The sequence below is a fragment of the Pseudomonas kairouanensis genome, from assembly GCF_004682055.1.
GTDB lineage: Bacteria > Pseudomonadota > Gammaproteobacteria > Pseudomonadales > Pseudomonadaceae > Aquipseudomonas > Aquipseudomonas kairouanensis.
The window spans coordinates 60,780-76,981 of record NZ_QUZU01000010.1 but is presented as its reverse complement, the minus strand read 5'-3'; the positions used below and the strand labels follow the sequence as shown (position 1 = coordinate 76,981).

Here is a 16,202-nt window from a genome sequence, read left to right as displayed (position 1 = left end):
ACCAACCTACGCTGCCGATAAGCTCTGAATAAGTCCAAGCCTTGTTCCAGGGGAGTTTGCAGCATGTATCGTTGGTTAGCCGAAAAGCTGGGGAATGTCAGCGTCAAATCCAAGCTGGGCGTGGGTTTTGGCTTGGTATTGCTGCTCACACTCATGATCACCTTCACCGGCTGGAGCGGCCTGAGCGGCGTCATCAGCCGAGGTGACAAACTGGGGTTCATCTCCAGCGTCAACGAACTGACCAAAGACCTGCGCATCGCACGCCTGGACTACGAAATGCGCCGAGGCGAACAGGGCCCGACGGCGGTCAATGCGCTGCTGGCGCAACTTGAAAACGGCCTGAAAACCGCCGATGCCATGATCGAGCAACCCGACGGTAACCGCCTGGTGGATGACCAACTGGTCGCCATCGACCAATACCGACGGGCATTCGAGGCCATGGTCCAGGCCGGCGCCAACCGTGAAAACGCGCGCAGCAAGCTGGGCGATACCGCCGACAACGCGGTGTTGAAGGTGGGTGAAGTCGAAAAATCGCTGCTGCAAGGGGACAGCGTCACTGCGTTCAACAACGTGGTCGATCTGAGCAAGCTGATCCAGCAAGCGCGCTTCCAGGTGCGCGGCTACACCTACAGCGGCAGGGCCGAGGCTGAGCAACCAGCCTTGGACGCCATCGACAACGCCCTGAAAAAGACTGCCGAGCTGGGCGGCCAACTGCCGGAGCAATACGCCGCCAACCTGCAGCAGGCCAGCGTTTCGCTACAGGCCTATCGTGCGGCCGTCAGCCAATACCGTGACTCCCAGGTGGCCAGTGCCGCCGCCTTGAAGATCATGGCCGCGCAGGGCGATATTTTGCTCGATCGCAGTAAAAAACTGACCCTCTCCCAGACCGTGGTTCGCGACACCGATGCCGCCCAGGCCAAGCAACTTTTGCTACTGGCCACCGTGCTGGCGCTGGTTTTCGGCCTGGTGGCCGCGTGGGCCATCACGCGCCAGATCATCATTCCGCTGAACCAGACGCTGCAAGTAGCCGAACGCGTCGCCTCGGGCGACCTGAGCCACAACCTCAACTCCACGCGCCAGGACGAACTGGGCCAATTGCAGCGAGCCATGCAAAGCATGAGCGTGGGCCTGCGCGAACTGATCGGGGGCATCAGCGACGGCGTCACCCAGATCGCCAGCGCCGCCGAGCAGTTGTCGGCCGTCACCGAGCAAACCAGTGCCGGCGTGAACAGCCAGAAGGTCGAGACCGACCAGGTGGCCACCGCCATGAACGAGATGGCCGCGACGGTGCAGGAAGTGGCGCGCAACGCCGAGGAAGCCTCTGAAGCAGCAGTCGCCGCCGACCAGCAAGCCCGTGAAGGCGACAAGGTGGTGGGTGAGGCCATCGCCCAGATTGAACGCCTGGCCACGGAAGTGGGCAACTCCACGGTGGCCATGGGCGACCTCAAGCGCGAGAGCGACAAGATTGGCAGCGTGCTGGATGTGATCAAGTCCGTGGCTCAACAAACCAACCTGCTGGCCCTGAACGCCGCCATCGAAGCGGCACGCGCCGGTGAGGCCGGGCGCGGCTTCGCGGTAGTGGCGGACGAGGTACGCAGCCTGGCCCAGCGCACCCAGAAGTCCACCGAAGAGATCGAAGAACTGATCGTCGGCCTGCAAAGCGGTACCCAGCAGGTGGCGACCATCATGGACAACAGTCGCGGCCTCACTGACAGCAGCGTGGAGCTGACCCGTCGCGCCGGAGCCGCGCTGGGCAATATCACCCGTACGGTCTCGACGATCCAGGCCATGAACTCGCAGATCGCCACCGCCGCCGAGCAGCAAAGCGCCGTGGCCGAAGAGATCAACCGCAGCGTGCTGAACGTACGTGATGTGTCGGAACAGACCTCCTCGGCCAGTGAGGAGACCGCCGCGTCCAGCGCCGAACTGGCGCGCCTGGGAGTTTACCTACAAACACTGGTAGGACGCTTCCGCATCTAACCAGCAAGATGTGAAATTTCCTACGTAGTTATCAGCCCGGCATGGCGCCAAATCGAATTAACGTTTCCTTCGTTGCGAAACGCTAATTCAGATTTGGAGGTTAATCATGTTTGCTCGGCTGACCCGCCTGCTGGACAACGTCAGCGTACGCTTCAAGCTTGCCCTGGGATTCGGCCAGGTACTGATACTCAGCCTCGCCATCGCAGTGACTGGCTGGCAAGCTTTGAATGCAGCGCTTTTTAGATCAAGCAACCTGACAATCCTTGGATCCCTCGCAGTAGGGGCCGAGGCCATGCGGGCCGACCGTATCGTGTATCGCACGCTGGCGGACACCGCCAGCCTGGGCAAGATCGGCAAGCACGTCGAGACGATAGACGGCCAACTGGCCTACCTTGCGAGCCACCTCAGAGACCCGGTCGACTTGCAGCGCGTGCAGGATTCAATCCGTTTGGTCGCAGGCTTCAGGTCCGCACTCGCGCAGCTGCCCCCCCTGATCGAGCAACGGGAAAACATCCGCAGGCCAATCAAGAAACTGTTCCTGCAGGCCAGCGATACCCTGTCGCAACTTGCCAGCGAATTGCCTGACCAAGACGATCATAAAGCCCTGGATGCCATCGAAGACCTGCGCCATGCCATGGAGCGTGCCGATGAGGGCGCCCAGAACCCCGCATGGGCGGCTCAGTCACTGCAAGACTATGCCGATGCAGTCGACAAGACGTTGGCAGGTCTGCAAAGCACACAGGCACTGGTCGCACAGTTACCGGTGGATGCGACCTTGCTCAACACCGACTTGTCGAAGTTCCGCGAACAGCTGGTGAAACTCAAGGACGCCCAACTCAATACCGAAACCGTGCAAAACCTTTTTGAACGACAGTTGGACGAGCTGCTGGACCACAGCGATCTGCTAAGCCAGGGCCAAGCGCAGAAGCGCGCGGATGAATCAAGCCACACACGTACGCTGCTCGTCAGCGTTACTGTCTGCGCACTGCTGCTGGGCATACTGGCGGCCTGGTGGATCGCCCGGCAAATCGCCGTGCCCCTGCGCGAAGCGCTGGCAGCCGCCAATCGCATCGCCAAAGGCGACCTGAGCCACGACCTCCAGGTTGAACGCCGCGACGAGTTGGGCCGGCTGCAACAGAGCATCGGGCAAATGACCGGCAACCTGCGCACACTCATCAGCGGCATTGGCGACAGTGCCCGACAGATCGCCAGTGCGGCCACACAGTTATCCACCGTCACCGAACAAACCCGCAGTGGCATCAACAGGCAAAAGGAAGAAACCGATCAAGTGGCCACGGCGATGAATGAAATGCTCGCCACCGCCCAGGAAGTGGCGCAGCACGCCGAACAGGCCTCGACCGCCGCCACTGAAGCGGATCGACAAGCGGACGCAGGGGAAAAGGTGGTGACGCGTGCGGTAGAGCAGATCGGCCAGTTGGCCAATGAAATGGCGCTGTCCAGCCGGGCCATGGCGGCGTTGCAGTTGGAGACCGAGCAGATCGGCAGTGTATTGGACGTGATCAAGTCAGTGTCCCAGCAAACCAATCTGCTGGCGTTGAACGCCGCCATCGAAGCCGCGCGTGCCGGTAGCGCCGGCGAGGGGTTCGCCGTGGTGGCCGACGAGGTACGCAGCCTGGCGCAACGAACCCAGGAGTCCGCCGAGGAGATCGAGGGGCTGATCCAGCGCCTGCACAACGGCACGCGCCAGGTGGCGGGCAGCCTGGACAGCAGTCGCAACCTCACCGACAACAGCGTAAGCCTGAGCCGCGATGCAGGCGACGCACTGGCCGAGATCGCCCGCACCGTATCGATCATCCAGGAAATGAACCCGCAGATCGCCGCTGCCGCCGAAGAGCAAAGCGCGGTGGCCGAAGAGATCAATCGCAGTGTGTTGAAGGTGCGCGATGTGTCCGAGCAGACCGCCGCCGCCAGTGAGGAGACGGCGGCGGCGAGTGCGCAACTGACCCGGTTGAGCGCCGACCTGCAGGCGCTGGTGGGTAAGTTCCGGCTCTGAGGCGTGGGCGTGCCTGGTGCCGGTCAGCTCAAACGCTGTACCGGCTGCGAGGGAGGGTTACAGAACCTGGCGCAAGAAGGCCTGGGCCCGTGGGTCTTTGGGCGCATCGAAGAACTCGGCCGGGGCCGCGTCTTCAAGCAGTTTGCCGTGATCGAAGAACAGCACCCGGTCGGCCACTTCACGGGCAAAACCCATTTCGTGGGTGACGCACACCATGGTCATGCCTTCCAGGGCCAGGGTCTTCATCACGTCCAGGACTTCGCCGACCATTTCCGGGTCCAGCGCCGAGGTGGGCTCATCGAACAGCATCACCTTGGGCTCCATCGCCAGGGCACGGGCAATCGCCACCCGTTGCTGCTGGCCGCCGGAGAGCCGTGACGGAAACTCATTGGCCTTCTGTGCAATGCCAACCTTTTCCAGCAGTGCCAGGGCCTTGGCCTCGCGTTCTTTCTTGGCGCGCTTGCGCACGACTTTTTGCGCCAGGCACAGGTTTTCCAGCACGGTCATGTGGGGGAACAGGTTGAAGTGCTGGAACACCATGCCGACTTCACGGCGATAGGCGTTCACATCGGTTTTCGGGTCGGCCAGTTGCAGGCCGTCGATGCTCACCGAGCCCGAATCGAACTCTTCCAGGCCATTAAGACAGCGCAGGAAGGTCGATTTGCCAGAGCCCGACGGGCCGATCACCACCAGCACTTCGCCCTTGGCCACCTGAGTGGTCACATGGTCGACCGCGCGCACCACGTGGCCACGGGTGTCGAAGACTTTTACCAGATCGCGGACTTCAATCACTTTGTGCGAGCCTCCGCTCAAGCCGGCTGGCCATTTTCGACAGCGGCAGGTTGATCAATAGATACAGGCCTGCCACACAGAACAGGATCTCAAAGGGCGAGAACGAGGTGGTGATCACTTCGCGACCGCTTTTGAGCAGTTCGGTAATCGCGATCACCGACACCAGCGAGGTGTCTTTGACCAGGCTGATAAATTGCCCGGCCAGGGGCGGCAGCACACGCTTGAACGCTTGCGGCAACACCACATGGCGCATCGACTGGCTGGCACTCAGGCCCAGGGAGCGGGCTGCCTCGTTCTGGCCACGGGTGATGGACTGCACACCGGCACGTACGATTTCCGCTACATAGGCACCCGTGAACAGCGACAGCGCGGCGATCCCGGCGAATTCCCGGGACAGGTTGAGCACCGTACCGATGAAGAAATAGAAAATGAAGATTTGCACCAGCAGCGGCGTCCCGCGCACCAGTTCGACGTAGATCGTCGACAGGTCCCGCAGCGTCGGGTTGCTGGACAGACGGCACAGACCCGTTGCCAGACCGATCACCAACCCCAGGATGCCCGACACCACCGACAACCACAGCGTGGTCCACAAGCCCCACATCAACGGCCCCAGCGCCCAATGCCGGGTCACGCCTACTACATCGCCCTCGGCCACATCGTCGCCGCGAGCCACTTGCAGGCTGTTGTCGGCAACGACCAGCTTCTGCTCGGCGCCTGCGTCGTTGCGCAAGGTCACTTCGGCCACGTCGCCTTTGCGCACCAGCTCAACAACGGTGGAGATATCCTCGGCCCGCTGGGACACTTCGGCCTGATAGGCGAAGTACTGCGGCACACGGTTCCAGCGCCACTCGTAGGACATCAACGAGGTGGCGTAGTACAAGGCGCCAGCCAGGCCGACCAGCACGACCACGGTCAGCAGGTGCCAGGGCCATTGGGCTTTTTTCTGTTTCATTTCAACTCTCGGAATGTGTCGCCCTTGTAGGAGCGAGCTTGCTCGCGAAAAACCTGAGAACGCCACGCAGTGTCAGATGTCCCGCGTTATCGTTGACGATCTTCGCGAGCAAGCTCGCTCCTACAGGTTTTGATCAGCCTTATTCCATGTCCTTGAGCCACTCGGAGCTCTTGAACCACTTGTCATGGATACGATCGTAGGTGCCGTCGTTGCGGATCTGGTGCAGGAAGTTGTTGATGAAGTTGATGCTGTCGTAGTCGCCCTTCTTCAAACCGAACGCCAGGGGTTCGAAGGTGAAGGGTTCTTCGAGGAACACCAGCTTGCCGTTGCCGACTTTCTTCTCGGCGACCACGTTATAAGGGGCGTCGTACACAAAGGCATCGGCCTTGCCGTTGACCACGTCCAGCACGCCTTCCTGTTCGTTGTCGTAGCCGTGGTACTTGGCTTTGGAGATGAGTTTCTTGGCGACCATCTCGCCGGTGGTGCCCAGCTTGGAGGTCAGACGGTACTTCTCGTCGTTCAGGTCTTTGTAGGACTTGATGGTGCCTTCCAGGTCCTTGCGGATCAGCAGGGTCTGGCCAACCACGATGAAGGGTTCACTGAAGTTCAGGCGCAGGTTGCGTTCCTGGGTCAGGGTCATGCCGCTGCCGATCATGTCGAACTTGCCGGTGAGGAAGGCCGGGATGATGCCGTCGTAGCCGGTGGACACCAGCTCCAGCTTGACGCCCATGGACTTGGCCATGGCCTTGAGGATGTCGACTTCGAAACCGATGATTTCGCCGCGCTTGTCGGTCATTTCAAACGGCATGTAGGTCGGATCCATGCCGACTTTGAGCGTGCCGCGCTTGACCGCATCGTCGATGGCACCGGCCTGGGCCGCATTGGCAGCGACCAGTGCAGTGACGCCTAGCAGCAGCATCGAAAGATACTTTTTCATCATCAAGTCCCCTGAACGATTCTTATGAGGTCGGCGCGCATTAGGGCTGCACCATTTCGGGGTGCGATCCTAACCCACTCGTTGCCGGTCACAAAGGTTTCACGGGTATTTGTTATCAGCGTATGTCGGAAAAGCCCTACAACTGTGCAGCAAAGCGCAGCCGTAGACACCTGGGCAGCCCGAGCCGCCAATTGACTGATGTGTAAGAAGTTATGAATTTCAGTCCACCTCCGCCAACCAGGCGGTGTCCTTGAACCACTTGTCATAGAGCCGATCGTAGGTACCGTCCTGGGCCACCTGGTTGAGGAAGTGGTTGATCCAGTTGAGGCTGTCGTAATCGCCTTTTTTAAGGCCGAACGCCAGGGGTTCGTAGGTGAAGGGCTGCTCAAGTGCCAGCAATTGGCTGTTTTCCGGCCGGCTTGCGGCGATCAGGTTGTAGGGCGCGTCATGGATAAACGCGTCGACCTTGCCGCTCGCCACCTGGCGCACGCCCTCTTCCGGCGTGGCGAAGCTGCTCAGCCGGGCGGCCCCCAGAAACCGCTGCGCCGCTGCCTGGCCGGTGGTGCCTTCGATGGTGGCAACCCGGTAGCCGGCGTTATCCAGGTCCTCGATGCTGGCGACCTTACCGGCCAGGCTCGGATGCAGCAACGCGGTCTGGCCAACCACGATAAAGGAGTCGCTGAAATTCAGCTTGAGGTTGCGTTCCTGTGTAACCGTCATGCCGCTGCCGATGAGGTCGAACTTGTTCGCCCTCAACCCAGGCAACAGCTCGGTGTAGGGCACCGCCACCAATTCCAGCTCCACCCCCAGCGCGCGGCTCATGGCGTGCAGCAGGTCGACTTCAAAGCCGACGATGCGGCCTTGCTTGTCAGTCATCTCAAAGGGCACGTAGGTCGGTGTGGTGCCGACTTTGAGCACGCCGCGCTGGACCGCATCGTCGAGTGCACCCGCATGGGCCGATGCGCCATGCAGCCATGGGACAGCGCCCAGCAGCAGTGCCAAACAACACCTTTTGATCATGAATACCCCCGTGGCGAGTCAGATTTGGGGGGCGATGCTAACCCAGCCGCAGGCACGGCAAAACGCTTCGAACAAAGGTCTTTTGTTTCGAAATAACAATGAGTTAAGTCTTACAGGAAGGGGTAGAAAACGCTGTAGGACCAGCGTTCAAAATGCCCCCGAAGAGAACCTTCGGAGGCATCTGAATCAGGCCAGTTGGGCCTGGGACGTCAACGGTTGCAACGGCAGCAAAGGCGCGTGCGGGTCGGACTTGATCGAGTCACGCCAAGCGGCGAGCCACTCAGGATGCCCTTCGTTCCAGACTGCCTCGTGCAGGCGCGCCAAGGCCACCGGGTCGCTGAGCAAGGCCACGCGTTCGTTGTTGTTGAGCCCGGCAGGGCCGACCTTCAAGGCATGGCGCACACGCTCCACACGCAGGTACTCGATCGGCTCCGCTTCACGGTGACGCGAGGTCGCCAGGGCGCAGGCTAATGCGTTCTGCTGCGGGTCGACCACCGCACGCACGAAGCCGTCATTGAGCGCATGCCAACGGTTTTCGTGGGTGTACTTCTCGGTGGACAGCAATGCCTGCGGCGGGTTGTATTCCTCGGGGATCAGGAACAGGCTCTCGTCGCGGGACTTGAGGCCCAACTTGACCCGACTGGAGATCACCGATACCGGGATCGACAGCATCAGCGAACCGACGATAGGCACCAGCCACCATAGGAAGCTCGGGTTCAACCACACCACCAGCAGTGCCCACAGGAAGCCCAGCAGGGTTTGCGGGCCGTGGCGCTTGACCGCCTCGCTCCATGGCGTGGAGTCGTCGTCACGCTGCGGCGAGTTCCAGGTCGCGGCCCAGCCGAGGAATGCAGCCAGTACGAAACGAGTGTGGAAAATCATCCGCACCGGCGCCAGCAGCATGGAGAACAGCATCTCCAGCAGCATCGACAAGGTCACCTTGAACTTGCCGCCGAACTCTTTGGCGCCCTTGGCCCAGATCAGGATGATGCTCAACAGTTTAGGCAGGAACAGCAGCACGATGGTGGTGGAGAACAGCGCCACTGCCTTGTCCGGGTGCCATTGTGGCCACAGCGGGTACAACTGGCGCGGCGCCATGAAGTACTGCGGCTCCATCAGCGTGTTCACCGCCAGCAAGGCCGTGGACAGCACCAGGAACAGGAACCACAACGGCGCCGACAGGTAGGACATCACGCCGGTCAGGAACACCGCGCGGTGCACCGGGTGCATGCCCTTGACCAGGAACAGGCGGAAGTTCATCAGGTTGCCGTGGCACCAGCGACGGTCGCGCTTGAGTTCATCCAGCAGGTTCGGCGGCAGTTCTTCGTAGCTGCCCGGCAGGTCGTAGGCAATCCACACGCCCCAGCCGGCACGGCGCATCAGCGCGGCCTCAACGAAGTCGTGGGAGAGAATCGCACCGGCGAACGCGCCTTTGCCTGGCAACGGGGCCAGGGCGCAGTGCTCGATAAACGGCTTCATGCGGATGATTGCGTTGTGACCCCAGTAGTGGGATTCACCCAGCTGCCAGAAGTGCAGGCCGGCGGTAAACAGCGGGCCATACACACGGGTGGCAAACTGCTGCATGCGCGCATACAGGGTGTCCATGCCCGACGCACGCGGCGCGGTCTGGATAATCCCGGCATCCGGCGTGGCTTCCATCAAGCGCACCAGGCTGGTCAGGCATTCACCGCTCATCACGCTGTCGGCGTCGAGGACGACCATGTACTTATAGTCACCGCCCCAACGACGGCAGAAGTCGTCGAGGTTGCCGCTCTTGCGCTTTACGCGACGGCGACGGCGGCGATAGAAGATCTTGCCGAAACCACCGGCTTCGCGGCACACGTCAAGCCAGGCTTGCTGTTCGGCGATGCAGATGTCGGCGTCATTACTGTCGCTGAGCACGAAGAAGTCGAAGCGGTCCAGATCCCCCGTGGCAGCAACCGACTCAAACGTCGCACGCAGACCGGCGAATACCCGGGGCACGTCTTCGTTGCAGATCGGCATCACCAGCGCAGTGCGGGCGTCCTTGGGAATGGGCTCGTCACCGGCACTTTTACCGGAGATCCGGTATTTATCGTGACCGGTCAGCAGTTCCAGGAAGCCCATCAAGGCCGTCCAGAAACCCGCCGACACCCAGCAGAACAAGATCCCGAACATGATGAGGATGCTGGTTTGCAGGGCGTAAGGCAGTACCTGGGTAGCGGTTTGCAGCAGGGTCTGGTTGCGGATTTCGTCGAAGTCCACCAGCGACCAGCCCTGGTACGGCATGATGCCTTTCATGTACCAGCCGGCAACGATGGTCTGGCCGAGCATCAGCACCAGCAGGATGTAACGGCGGATCGAACCCACGGTGCGCCAGCGCGCGGCCGGCAATACACGCTCGTCCTTGGGAGGCTTGGGCGGGTTGGTGCGACCGGTCATCCGGCGCCAGCCGCGTACCAGGATATTGGTGCGCCAAGGCTCGGGCACCACCTTGGTACGACGGATCGGCGGCGTGGCCTTGAGGCACACGCGACCTGCGGCGTCGAGCGCAAGCATCTCGGCGTCCTGCAGCTCTTCGGCGCTGTTGAGAGTCAGCCGACGGCCAACCGACGCTTGGGCGGCGTCGGTCGGTGCATCGAAGGTCGACGACGACAAGCGTTCGTGCAGCTCGGTGAAGGATGTGCAGCCCGCCAACTCGGCGCGCTGCTCAGCGGTCATCGGTAGATGCGCCAGGTACTCGGACAGAGTCTCGGGCGTGGCTTGAGAATTACTCATCGGCAGGCAACTGATAGCTCCAGGTTTCGGTCAGGACGTGTTCGGTCTTTTCCGGCTCCGGTGTGGCTGGGGCAGCTTCTGGCTGCTTGGCGTCCTTGTCTTTCGCGTCTTTCTTGGCCTGTTTCTCGTGTTGCTTGGCCAGCACTTTGTCGGCCTTGAGCACTTGGCTGGAAACCTTCTCAGGCTCTGGCTTGGTGGTGTCCAGGACCAACGCGGCACGCATCTCGGTCGGTTTGCCTGCGTCCTTGATCTTCATGCGCAGGGTCAGGCGCCAGCCTTTGGTGTGTTCGTTGTAGCGCACGCTGTTCTCGACCAGTTCGGCATTGTCGCCAACACTGACTTCACTGCGAACCGGGGCATCGGTCGGCAGGCCCTTGAGGGACGGGCCCTCGAAGTCCACCAGGTAGGCCACGCTGCCATCTGGCTGGCGGATCAGGTTGGACTGCTTCACGTCACCGGTAGAACGCAGGGTCTGCTTGACCCAGGCGCTGTCGGCCGGGTGCAGGGCTTTTTCGTCCATGGTCCAGTGCAGGCGGTAGGCCACATCCAGTGGCTGGCCAACTTCCGGCAGGGTTTCCGGGCTCCAGAACGCAACGATGTTGTCGTTGGTTTCATCGGCGGTCGGGATCTCTACCAGGTTGACGGTGCCCTTGCCCCAGTCACCTTCAGGCTCGATCCAGGCGCTTGGGCGCTTGTCGTAGTTGTCGTCCAGGTCCTCATAGTGGCTGAAATCACGGCCGCGTTGCAGCAGGCCGAAACCACGCGGGTTTTCCACGGTGAAGTTGCTGACCGACAGGTGTTTAGGGTTGTTCAGTGGGCGCCAGATCCACTCGCCATTGCCGGCATGGATCGACAGGCCGCTGGAATCGTGCAGCTCACGGCGGTAGTTCAGCACCTTGGAGGGCTGGTTCGCACCGAACAGGTACATGCTGGTCAACGGGGCAACGCCCAGTTTGCTGACCTTGTCGCGCAGGTACATCTGGGATTTGACGTCGACAATGGTGTCGGAGCCAGGGCGCAGGGTCAGGCGGTAGGCGCCGGTAGCGCGCGGCGAATCCAGCAGGGCGAAGATCACCAGTTGCTTCTCACCCGGCTTTGGACGCTCGATCCAGAACTCGGTGAAACGCGGGAATTCCTCGCCCGACGGCAGTGCCGTGTCGATCGCCATGCCACGGGCGGACAGCCCGTAGGTCTGGCCCTTGCCGACGACGCGGAAGTAGCTGGCGCCGAGCATGGTCATGATTTCGTCTTGCTTGTCGGCCTTGTTGATCGGGTACAGCACACGGAAACCGGCATAACCCAGCTGTTCGGTGGCTTTGGGATCAAACTTCACATCGCCGAAATCGAAACGCGTCGGGTCGTACTTGATTTCGTTGACGCTGGTGGCGGTGACTTCGTTGATTTTCACCGGTGTATCGAAGTGCATACCCTGGTGATAGAAGGACAGCTTGAACGGCGTGTCCTGGTCGGCCCACTCGGCTTTTTCGGTGCGGAAACGAATCTTCTGGTAGTCACCAAACTTCATTTCGCGGAATTCGTTCGGCAGATTGCTGCGCGGAGCTTCGTATTTCTGCCCGGCCAGCTCTTTGGCCTTGGCCGACACATCATCCAGACTGAATGCCCACAGTTGACCCGCGCCGAACAGGCAAAACAGGGCGGAGCCCGTCACCAGTACGTTTCGTAACCGTTTGGCTGACAATTTTGGTGCATTACAGGGACTAACAATCACGAGCAACCCTCGCCGAAAACAGATCAAAAAACCAACGGCCAGCTATCTATATGCCAGGTTGGCGAGCAATGTTCCGACTCCCGTGGGTCAAAATGATTCCCCAATGGTTGTCGGACAAGACTCTACCTAAGTCAAAAATGGACCAAACAACGCTGATCCCCGTAGCGCGCGATTATCTAGTAGCCCGCGAGACAACGCATCAGGGTCAACGAAGTATTTGTAGCGAAACCCTGCGTTTTTAGGCATTAAAAGTCGTTTTTAATACATTCACGTCTGTAAGAGGAAGGTGACAGGCCCATCATTGACCAAATGCACCTGCATATCCGCGCCAAAACGCCCTGACGCCACCTTGCCATGGGATTGTTGCGCTTGTAACAACAGATGGTCGAAAAGCGCCGCTCCCAGGGCCGGCGGGGCCGCCGTGGTGAAGCTTGGCCGCAACCCGCTCTTGGTGTCCGCCGCCAGTGTGAACTGCGACACCAGCAACAAACCACCCTCCACGTCCTTGAGCGAGAGGTTCATCTTGCCCTCGTCGTCGCTGAACACCCGGTAGTTAAGCAGCTTGTGCAGCAGTTTGTCGGCGCTCTGCGGGGTGTCCGCAGGCTCCACGGCCACCAGCACCAGCAAACCCTGGTCAATGGCCCCGACAATTTCGCCATCGACCTCGACCCGGGCGCCACGCACCCGTTGCAACAGGCCCTTCATGCTTCTTCGGGCGGCAGGTCGAGCAGGCGACGGGCCATTTGGCTGGTCGCACGCACCAAGGCATCGGTGATACCGGGTTCGGACGCCGCATGGCCGGCTTCGCGAATCACTTGCAGCTCACTGTTGGGCCAGGCCTGGTGCAATTCCCAGGCGTTATCCAATGGGCAGATCATATCGTAGCGGCCGTGGATGATTACGCCAGGCAGATGGGCGATCTTGTGCATGTCGCGGATCAGCTGGTCGGGCTCCAGGAACGAGTTATTGGTGAAGTAATGGCACTCGATCCGCGCAATGGACAGGGCACGCTGGGGCTCGGAAAAACGCTCCACATGCTGCGGGCTCGGGCACAGGCCCAACATGCGCCCTTCCCAGCCGGACCAAGCCTTGGCCGCATGCATCTGGGCGATCTGGTCGTTGCCGGTCAGACGCTTGTGGTAGGCCGCCACCATGTCGTGGCGTTCGTCCAACGGGATGGGCGCCAGGTAGTCTTGCCAGTAGTCCGGGAACAGGCGGCTGGCGCCGGCCTGGTAGAACCATTCGATGTCCTGCGGGCGCGCCAGGAAGATGCCACGCACAATCAGGCCATGCACACGCTCAGGGTGGGTTTGCGCATAGGCCAGGGCCAGGGTGGAACCCCAGGAGCCGCCGAACAGCACCCATTTGTCGATGCCCAGGTGTTCGCGGATGCGCTCAAGGTCGGCGACCAGGTCCCAGGTGGTGTTGTTCTCAAGGCTGGCGCGCGGCGTGGAGCGGCCGCAGCCGCGCTGGTCGAAGGTGACAATGCGGTACAGGTTCGGGTCAAAATAGCAGCGGCTCTGGGCGTCGCAACCGGCACCAGGGCCACCGTGGATGAATACAACGGGCAAGCCTTCGGGGGAGCCACTTTCATCGACGTACAGGGTGTGGGTGTCATCGACGGCCAGATCGTGCCGGGCGTAGGGTTTGATCTGCGGGTACCAAGTCTGCATTGCGCGCTCCGTAGGGGGTCGAGTTCATCCCTGGGGGGACGTCTATTATTTTGCCGTCTGGCACTATAAACCCGAATTGTGCAATGAGCATGTCCTTGAGCGCTTTCCCCAGTTTTGAAAACACCGCAGTCCCCTGTGGGAGCAGGCTTGCTCGCGAATGCGGTGTGCCAGCCGACAGATTCGGTGGCTGACGCTGCGTATTCGCGAGCAAGCCCGCTCCCACATTTTGATTGTTATACCGTCAGCTATATCTGCGGTGAGCCCACGCAAGCAGGCCTTGCAGCAATTGCTTCAACACCACCTGGGTAGGCGCGGCCAAATCCTCGCGATAGCGAAACGGCTCGACCTCTTCCATATACGTGCTCTGGCACAACTCCAGCTGCACCGCATGAATATCCTGCGCTGGGTCGCCGTAATGGCGGGTGATATGGCCGCCCTTGAAGCGCCCGTTCAGCACATGGGTGTACTGCGGATGCTGGGCGCAGATGGCTTCCAGCTGGCTGGCCAATTGCGGATCACACGCGGCGCCGTTGAAGGTGCCAAGGTTGAAGTCCGGCAGCTTGCCCTCAAACAGGTGCGGGATCACTGAGCGGATCGAGTGCGCATCGAACAGCAAGGCGTAGCCGAACTCGGCCTTGAGCCGTGCCAGTTCTTCTTGCAGGGTGCGGTGGTACGGGCCCCAGATTTTTTGCAGGTAGCTGGCGCGTTCGGTCTCGCTGGGCACCTGGCCCTCATTGAACAGTGGCACGCCATCGAACAGCGTGGCCGGGTACAGGCCGGTGGTGGCGCCGGTGTACAGCGGTTTGTCGTCGGATGGCCGATTCAGGTCAATCACAAAGCGTGAGTATTCGGCGGCCAAGGTGCTGGCGCCGAGTTCGTCGGCAAAGTCATATAGCGTGGGGATATGCCAGTCGGTGTCCGGCAGGCTTTGCGCCTCGGGGATCAGCCCGGCCTGCACCGCAGGCGTCAGGCGCAGGCCGGCGTGGGGCATGCTGATCAGCAGCGGTACGCGGCCTTGTTTGAATGTCAGAACCTTATCCACAGCAATGCTCCTTATACACAGACGTCGACGCCATGGCGCACGACGCGTTTATCCAGCTCGCCGCCCAGCCAATACGCCAGATCGGCCGGGCGATCGATCTGCCAGGCGACAAAATCCGCAACCTTGCCCACTTCCAGCGAGCCATGGGTGTCACCCATGCCCAGTGCGGTGGCTGCGTGCTGAGTGGCACCGGCCAGGGCTTCCTCCGGGGTCATGCGGAACAGGGTGCAGGCCATGTTCAGCATCAGGCGTACAGACAAGGCCGGCGAGGTGCCGGGGTTGAGGTCGCTGGCGATGGCGATCTTTACACCGTGCTTGCGCAAAGCATCCATCGGCGGCAGCTGGGTTTCCCGTAGAAAATAGAATGCCCCTGGCAGCAACACCGCGACGGTGCCGGACGCGGCCATGGCGATGGCGTCTTCTTCGGTCATGAATTCCAGATGATCCGCCGACAACGCCTGGTAACGCGCCGCCAGGCTGGAGCCGTGCAGCGACGAAAGTTGCTCGGCGTGCAGCTTCACCGGCAGCCCCAGCTGCTGGGCCACCTTGAACACCCGCTCCACCTGCTCGGTGGAAAACGCCAGGTATTCGCAGAACGCATCCACCGCATCCACCAGCCCTTCGGCCGCCAGGGCGGGGAGCATTTCGCTGCAGATGTGCTCGATGTAGTCGTCGGCACGGTCCTTGTACTCCGGCGGTAACGCGTGGGCCGCCAGGCAAGTGGCGCGCACGCTCACCGGCAGCGCTTCGCCGAGACGGCGCGCCACCCGCAGCATTTTGCGTTCGTTGGCCAGGTCCAGGCCGTAGCCGGATTTGATCTCCACCGTGGTCACGCCGTCGCGCAGCAAACTGCGCAGGCGCTTGTGGGCGCTTGCGAACAGTTCATCTTCCGTTGCTGCGCGAGTGGCGCGCACGGTGCTGGCAATACCGCCACCCTGGGCGGCAATTTCGGCATAGCTCACACCTTGCAGGCGTTGTTCGAACTCGCCACTGCGGTTGCCACCGAACACGGTGTGGGTGTGGCAGTCGATCAGGCCGGGAGTGACCCACGCGCCTTGCAGGTCATGCACCTGGGTGTAATCCGCCGTAGGGGCTTGGCTGCGCGGGCCGATCCACTCGATGAGCGAACCTGCGGTAACCAAGGCGGCATCCTCGATGATCGAGTAGGTACCACTCGCCATCGTTGCGACGTGACAGTGTTGCCAAAGCGTTTTCATCCACGCCTCCGTTAGTGATGATTAACCCCTGTAGGAGCGAGCTTGCTCGCGAAAAACGTCAACGATGACGCAGGGAGCCTGACACCCCG

At 61.2% G+C, this 16,202-nt stretch carries 11 protein-coding genes and 3 pseudogenes; 3 read left to right on the top strand and 11 right to left on the bottom strand.

The genetic code is table 11. The features are described 5' to 3' along the window. Window positions 1-63 precede the first annotated feature (63 nt). The 3 genes and pseudogenes from DYL59_RS32025 to DYL59_RS10705 form a co-directional block, all read left to right on the top strand. Window positions 64-1,122 (top strand): annotated as a pseudogene (locus tag DYL59_RS32025) (methyl-accepting chemotaxis protein); the annotation flags it as partial. Further along, window positions 1,108-1,980 (top strand): methyl-accepting chemotaxis protein, encoded by an 873-nt coding sequence (locus tag DYL59_RS32020; protein WP_420359277.1) that lies wholly within the window; start codon window positions 1,108-1,110, stop codon window positions 1,978-1,980. The pseudogene DYL59_RS32025 and the gene DYL59_RS32020, both read left to right, overlap by 15 nt. Window positions 1,981-2,086: 106 nt before the next feature. Next, a complete protein-coding gene (locus DYL59_RS10705) occupies window positions 2,087-3,994 on the top strand; it encodes a methyl-accepting chemotaxis protein (RefSeq protein WP_135289158.1) in 1,908 nt (635 codons plus the stop codon). Between the two features lie 57 nt (window positions 3,995-4,051). On the opposite strand, the gene DYL59_RS10700 is transcribed toward DYL59_RS10705, so the two are convergent. The 11 genes and pseudogenes from DYL59_RS10700 to hutI form a co-directional block, all read right to left on the bottom strand. Then, on the bottom strand, window positions 4,052-4,786 hold the full coding sequence (locus DYL59_RS10700; protein ID WP_135289157.1) for an amino acid ABC transporter ATP-binding protein: 735 nt from the start codon (window positions 4,784-4,786) through the stop codon (window positions 4,052-4,054). Further along, window positions 4,779-5,738 (bottom strand): amino acid ABC transporter permease, encoded by a 960-nt coding sequence (locus DYL59_RS10695; RefSeq protein ID WP_135289156.1) that lies wholly within the window; start codon window positions 5,736-5,738, stop codon window positions 4,779-4,781. The genes DYL59_RS10700 and DYL59_RS10695 overlap by 8 nt, the downstream gene beginning before the upstream one ends. Window positions 5,739-5,763: 25 nt before the next feature. Continuing rightward, window positions 5,764-5,850: pseudogene (locus DYL59_RS31615) on the bottom strand (outer membrane lipoprotein carrier protein LolA); the annotation flags it as partial. 27 nt (window positions 5,851-5,877) lie between these two features. Then, complete coding sequence (locus tag DYL59_RS10690; RefSeq protein ID WP_026137058.1) at window positions 5,878-6,675, bottom strand: transporter substrate-binding domain-containing protein; 798 nt, start codon at window positions 6,673-6,675, stop codon at window positions 5,878-5,880. Between the two features lie 219 nt (window positions 6,676-6,894). Further along, window positions 6,895-7,695: a transporter substrate-binding domain-containing protein gene (locus DYL59_RS10685; RefSeq protein WP_135289155.1), complete on the bottom strand. Its 801-nt coding sequence runs from the start codon at window positions 7,693-7,695 to the stop codon at window positions 6,895-6,897. A gap of 184 nt (window positions 7,696-7,879) precedes the next feature. Beyond that, window positions 7,880-10,452, bottom strand: a pseudogene (mdoH, locus tag DYL59_RS10680) (glucans biosynthesis glucosyltransferase MdoH); the annotation flags it as partial. After that, complete coding sequence (locus DYL59_RS10675; protein WP_238340667.1) at window positions 10,445-12,124, bottom strand: glucan biosynthesis protein G; 1,680 nt, start codon at window positions 12,122-12,124, stop codon at window positions 10,445-10,447. The gene DYL59_RS10675 and the pseudogene mdoH, both read right to left, overlap by 8 nt. Window positions 12,125-12,448: 324 nt before the next feature. Then, the gene (dtd, locus tag DYL59_RS10670; protein ID WP_135289152.1) at window positions 12,449-12,886 is read right to left on the bottom strand and encodes a D-aminoacyl-tRNA deacylase; all 438 of its coding nucleotides are present in this window, start codon (window positions 12,884-12,886) and stop codon (window positions 12,449-12,451) included. Continuing rightward, window positions 12,883-13,854 carry a prolyl aminopeptidase gene (pip, locus tag DYL59_RS10665; protein WP_135289151.1) on the bottom strand — a complete coding sequence of 324 codons (972 nt, stop codon included), beginning with the start codon at window positions 13,852-13,854 and terminating at the stop codon, window positions 12,883-12,885. Before pip ends, dtd begins: the two co-directional genes overlap by 4 nt. 241 nt (window positions 13,855-14,095) lie before the next feature. Continuing rightward, window positions 14,096-14,896 (bottom strand): N-formylglutamate deformylase, encoded by an 801-nt coding sequence (gene hutG / locus DYL59_RS10655; RefSeq protein ID WP_135289149.1) that lies wholly within the window; start codon window positions 14,894-14,896, stop codon window positions 14,096-14,098. Window positions 14,897-14,907: 11 nt separating this feature from the next. Beyond that, entirely contained in the window at window positions 14,908-16,113 is a 1,206-nt protein-coding gene (gene hutI / locus DYL59_RS10650) for an imidazolonepropionase (protein ID WP_135289148.1), read from the bottom strand. Window positions 16,114-16,202: the final 89 nt, after the last annotated feature.

What these genes read in the sequence shown, in the direction of transcription:
- dtd (WP_135289152.1), bottom strand. Translation starts at nt 12,886, where the DNA reads ATGAAGGGCCTGTTGCAACGGGTGCGTGGCGCCCGGGTCGAGGTCGAT.
- DYL59_RS10685 (WP_135289155.1), bottom strand. Translation starts at nt 7,695, where the DNA reads ATGATCAAAAGGTGTTGTTTGGCACTGCTGCTGGGCGCTGTCCCATGG.
- DYL59_RS10695 (WP_135289156.1), bottom strand. Translation starts at nt 5,738, where the DNA reads ATGAAACAGAAAAAAGCCCAATGGCCCTGGCACCTGCTGACCGTGGTC.
- DYL59_RS10705 (WP_135289158.1), top strand. Translation starts at nt 2,087, where the DNA reads ATGTTTGCTCGGCTGACCCGCCTGCTGGACAACGTCAGCGTACGCTTC.
- pip (WP_135289151.1), bottom strand. Translation starts at nt 13,854, where the DNA reads ATGCAGACTTGGTACCCGCAGATCAAACCCTACGCCCGGCACGATCTG.
- DYL59_RS10690 (WP_026137058.1), bottom strand. Translation starts at nt 6,675, where the DNA reads ATGAAAAAGTATCTTTCGATGCTGCTGCTAGGCGTCACTGCACTGGTC.
- hutI (WP_135289148.1), bottom strand. Translation starts at nt 16,113, where the DNA reads ATGAAAACGCTTTGGCAACACTGTCACGTCGCAACGATGGCGAGTGGT.
- DYL59_RS32020 (WP_420359277.1), top strand. Translation starts at nt 1,108, where the DNA reads ATGCAAAGCATGAGCGTGGGCCTGCGCGAACTGATCGGGGGCATCAGC.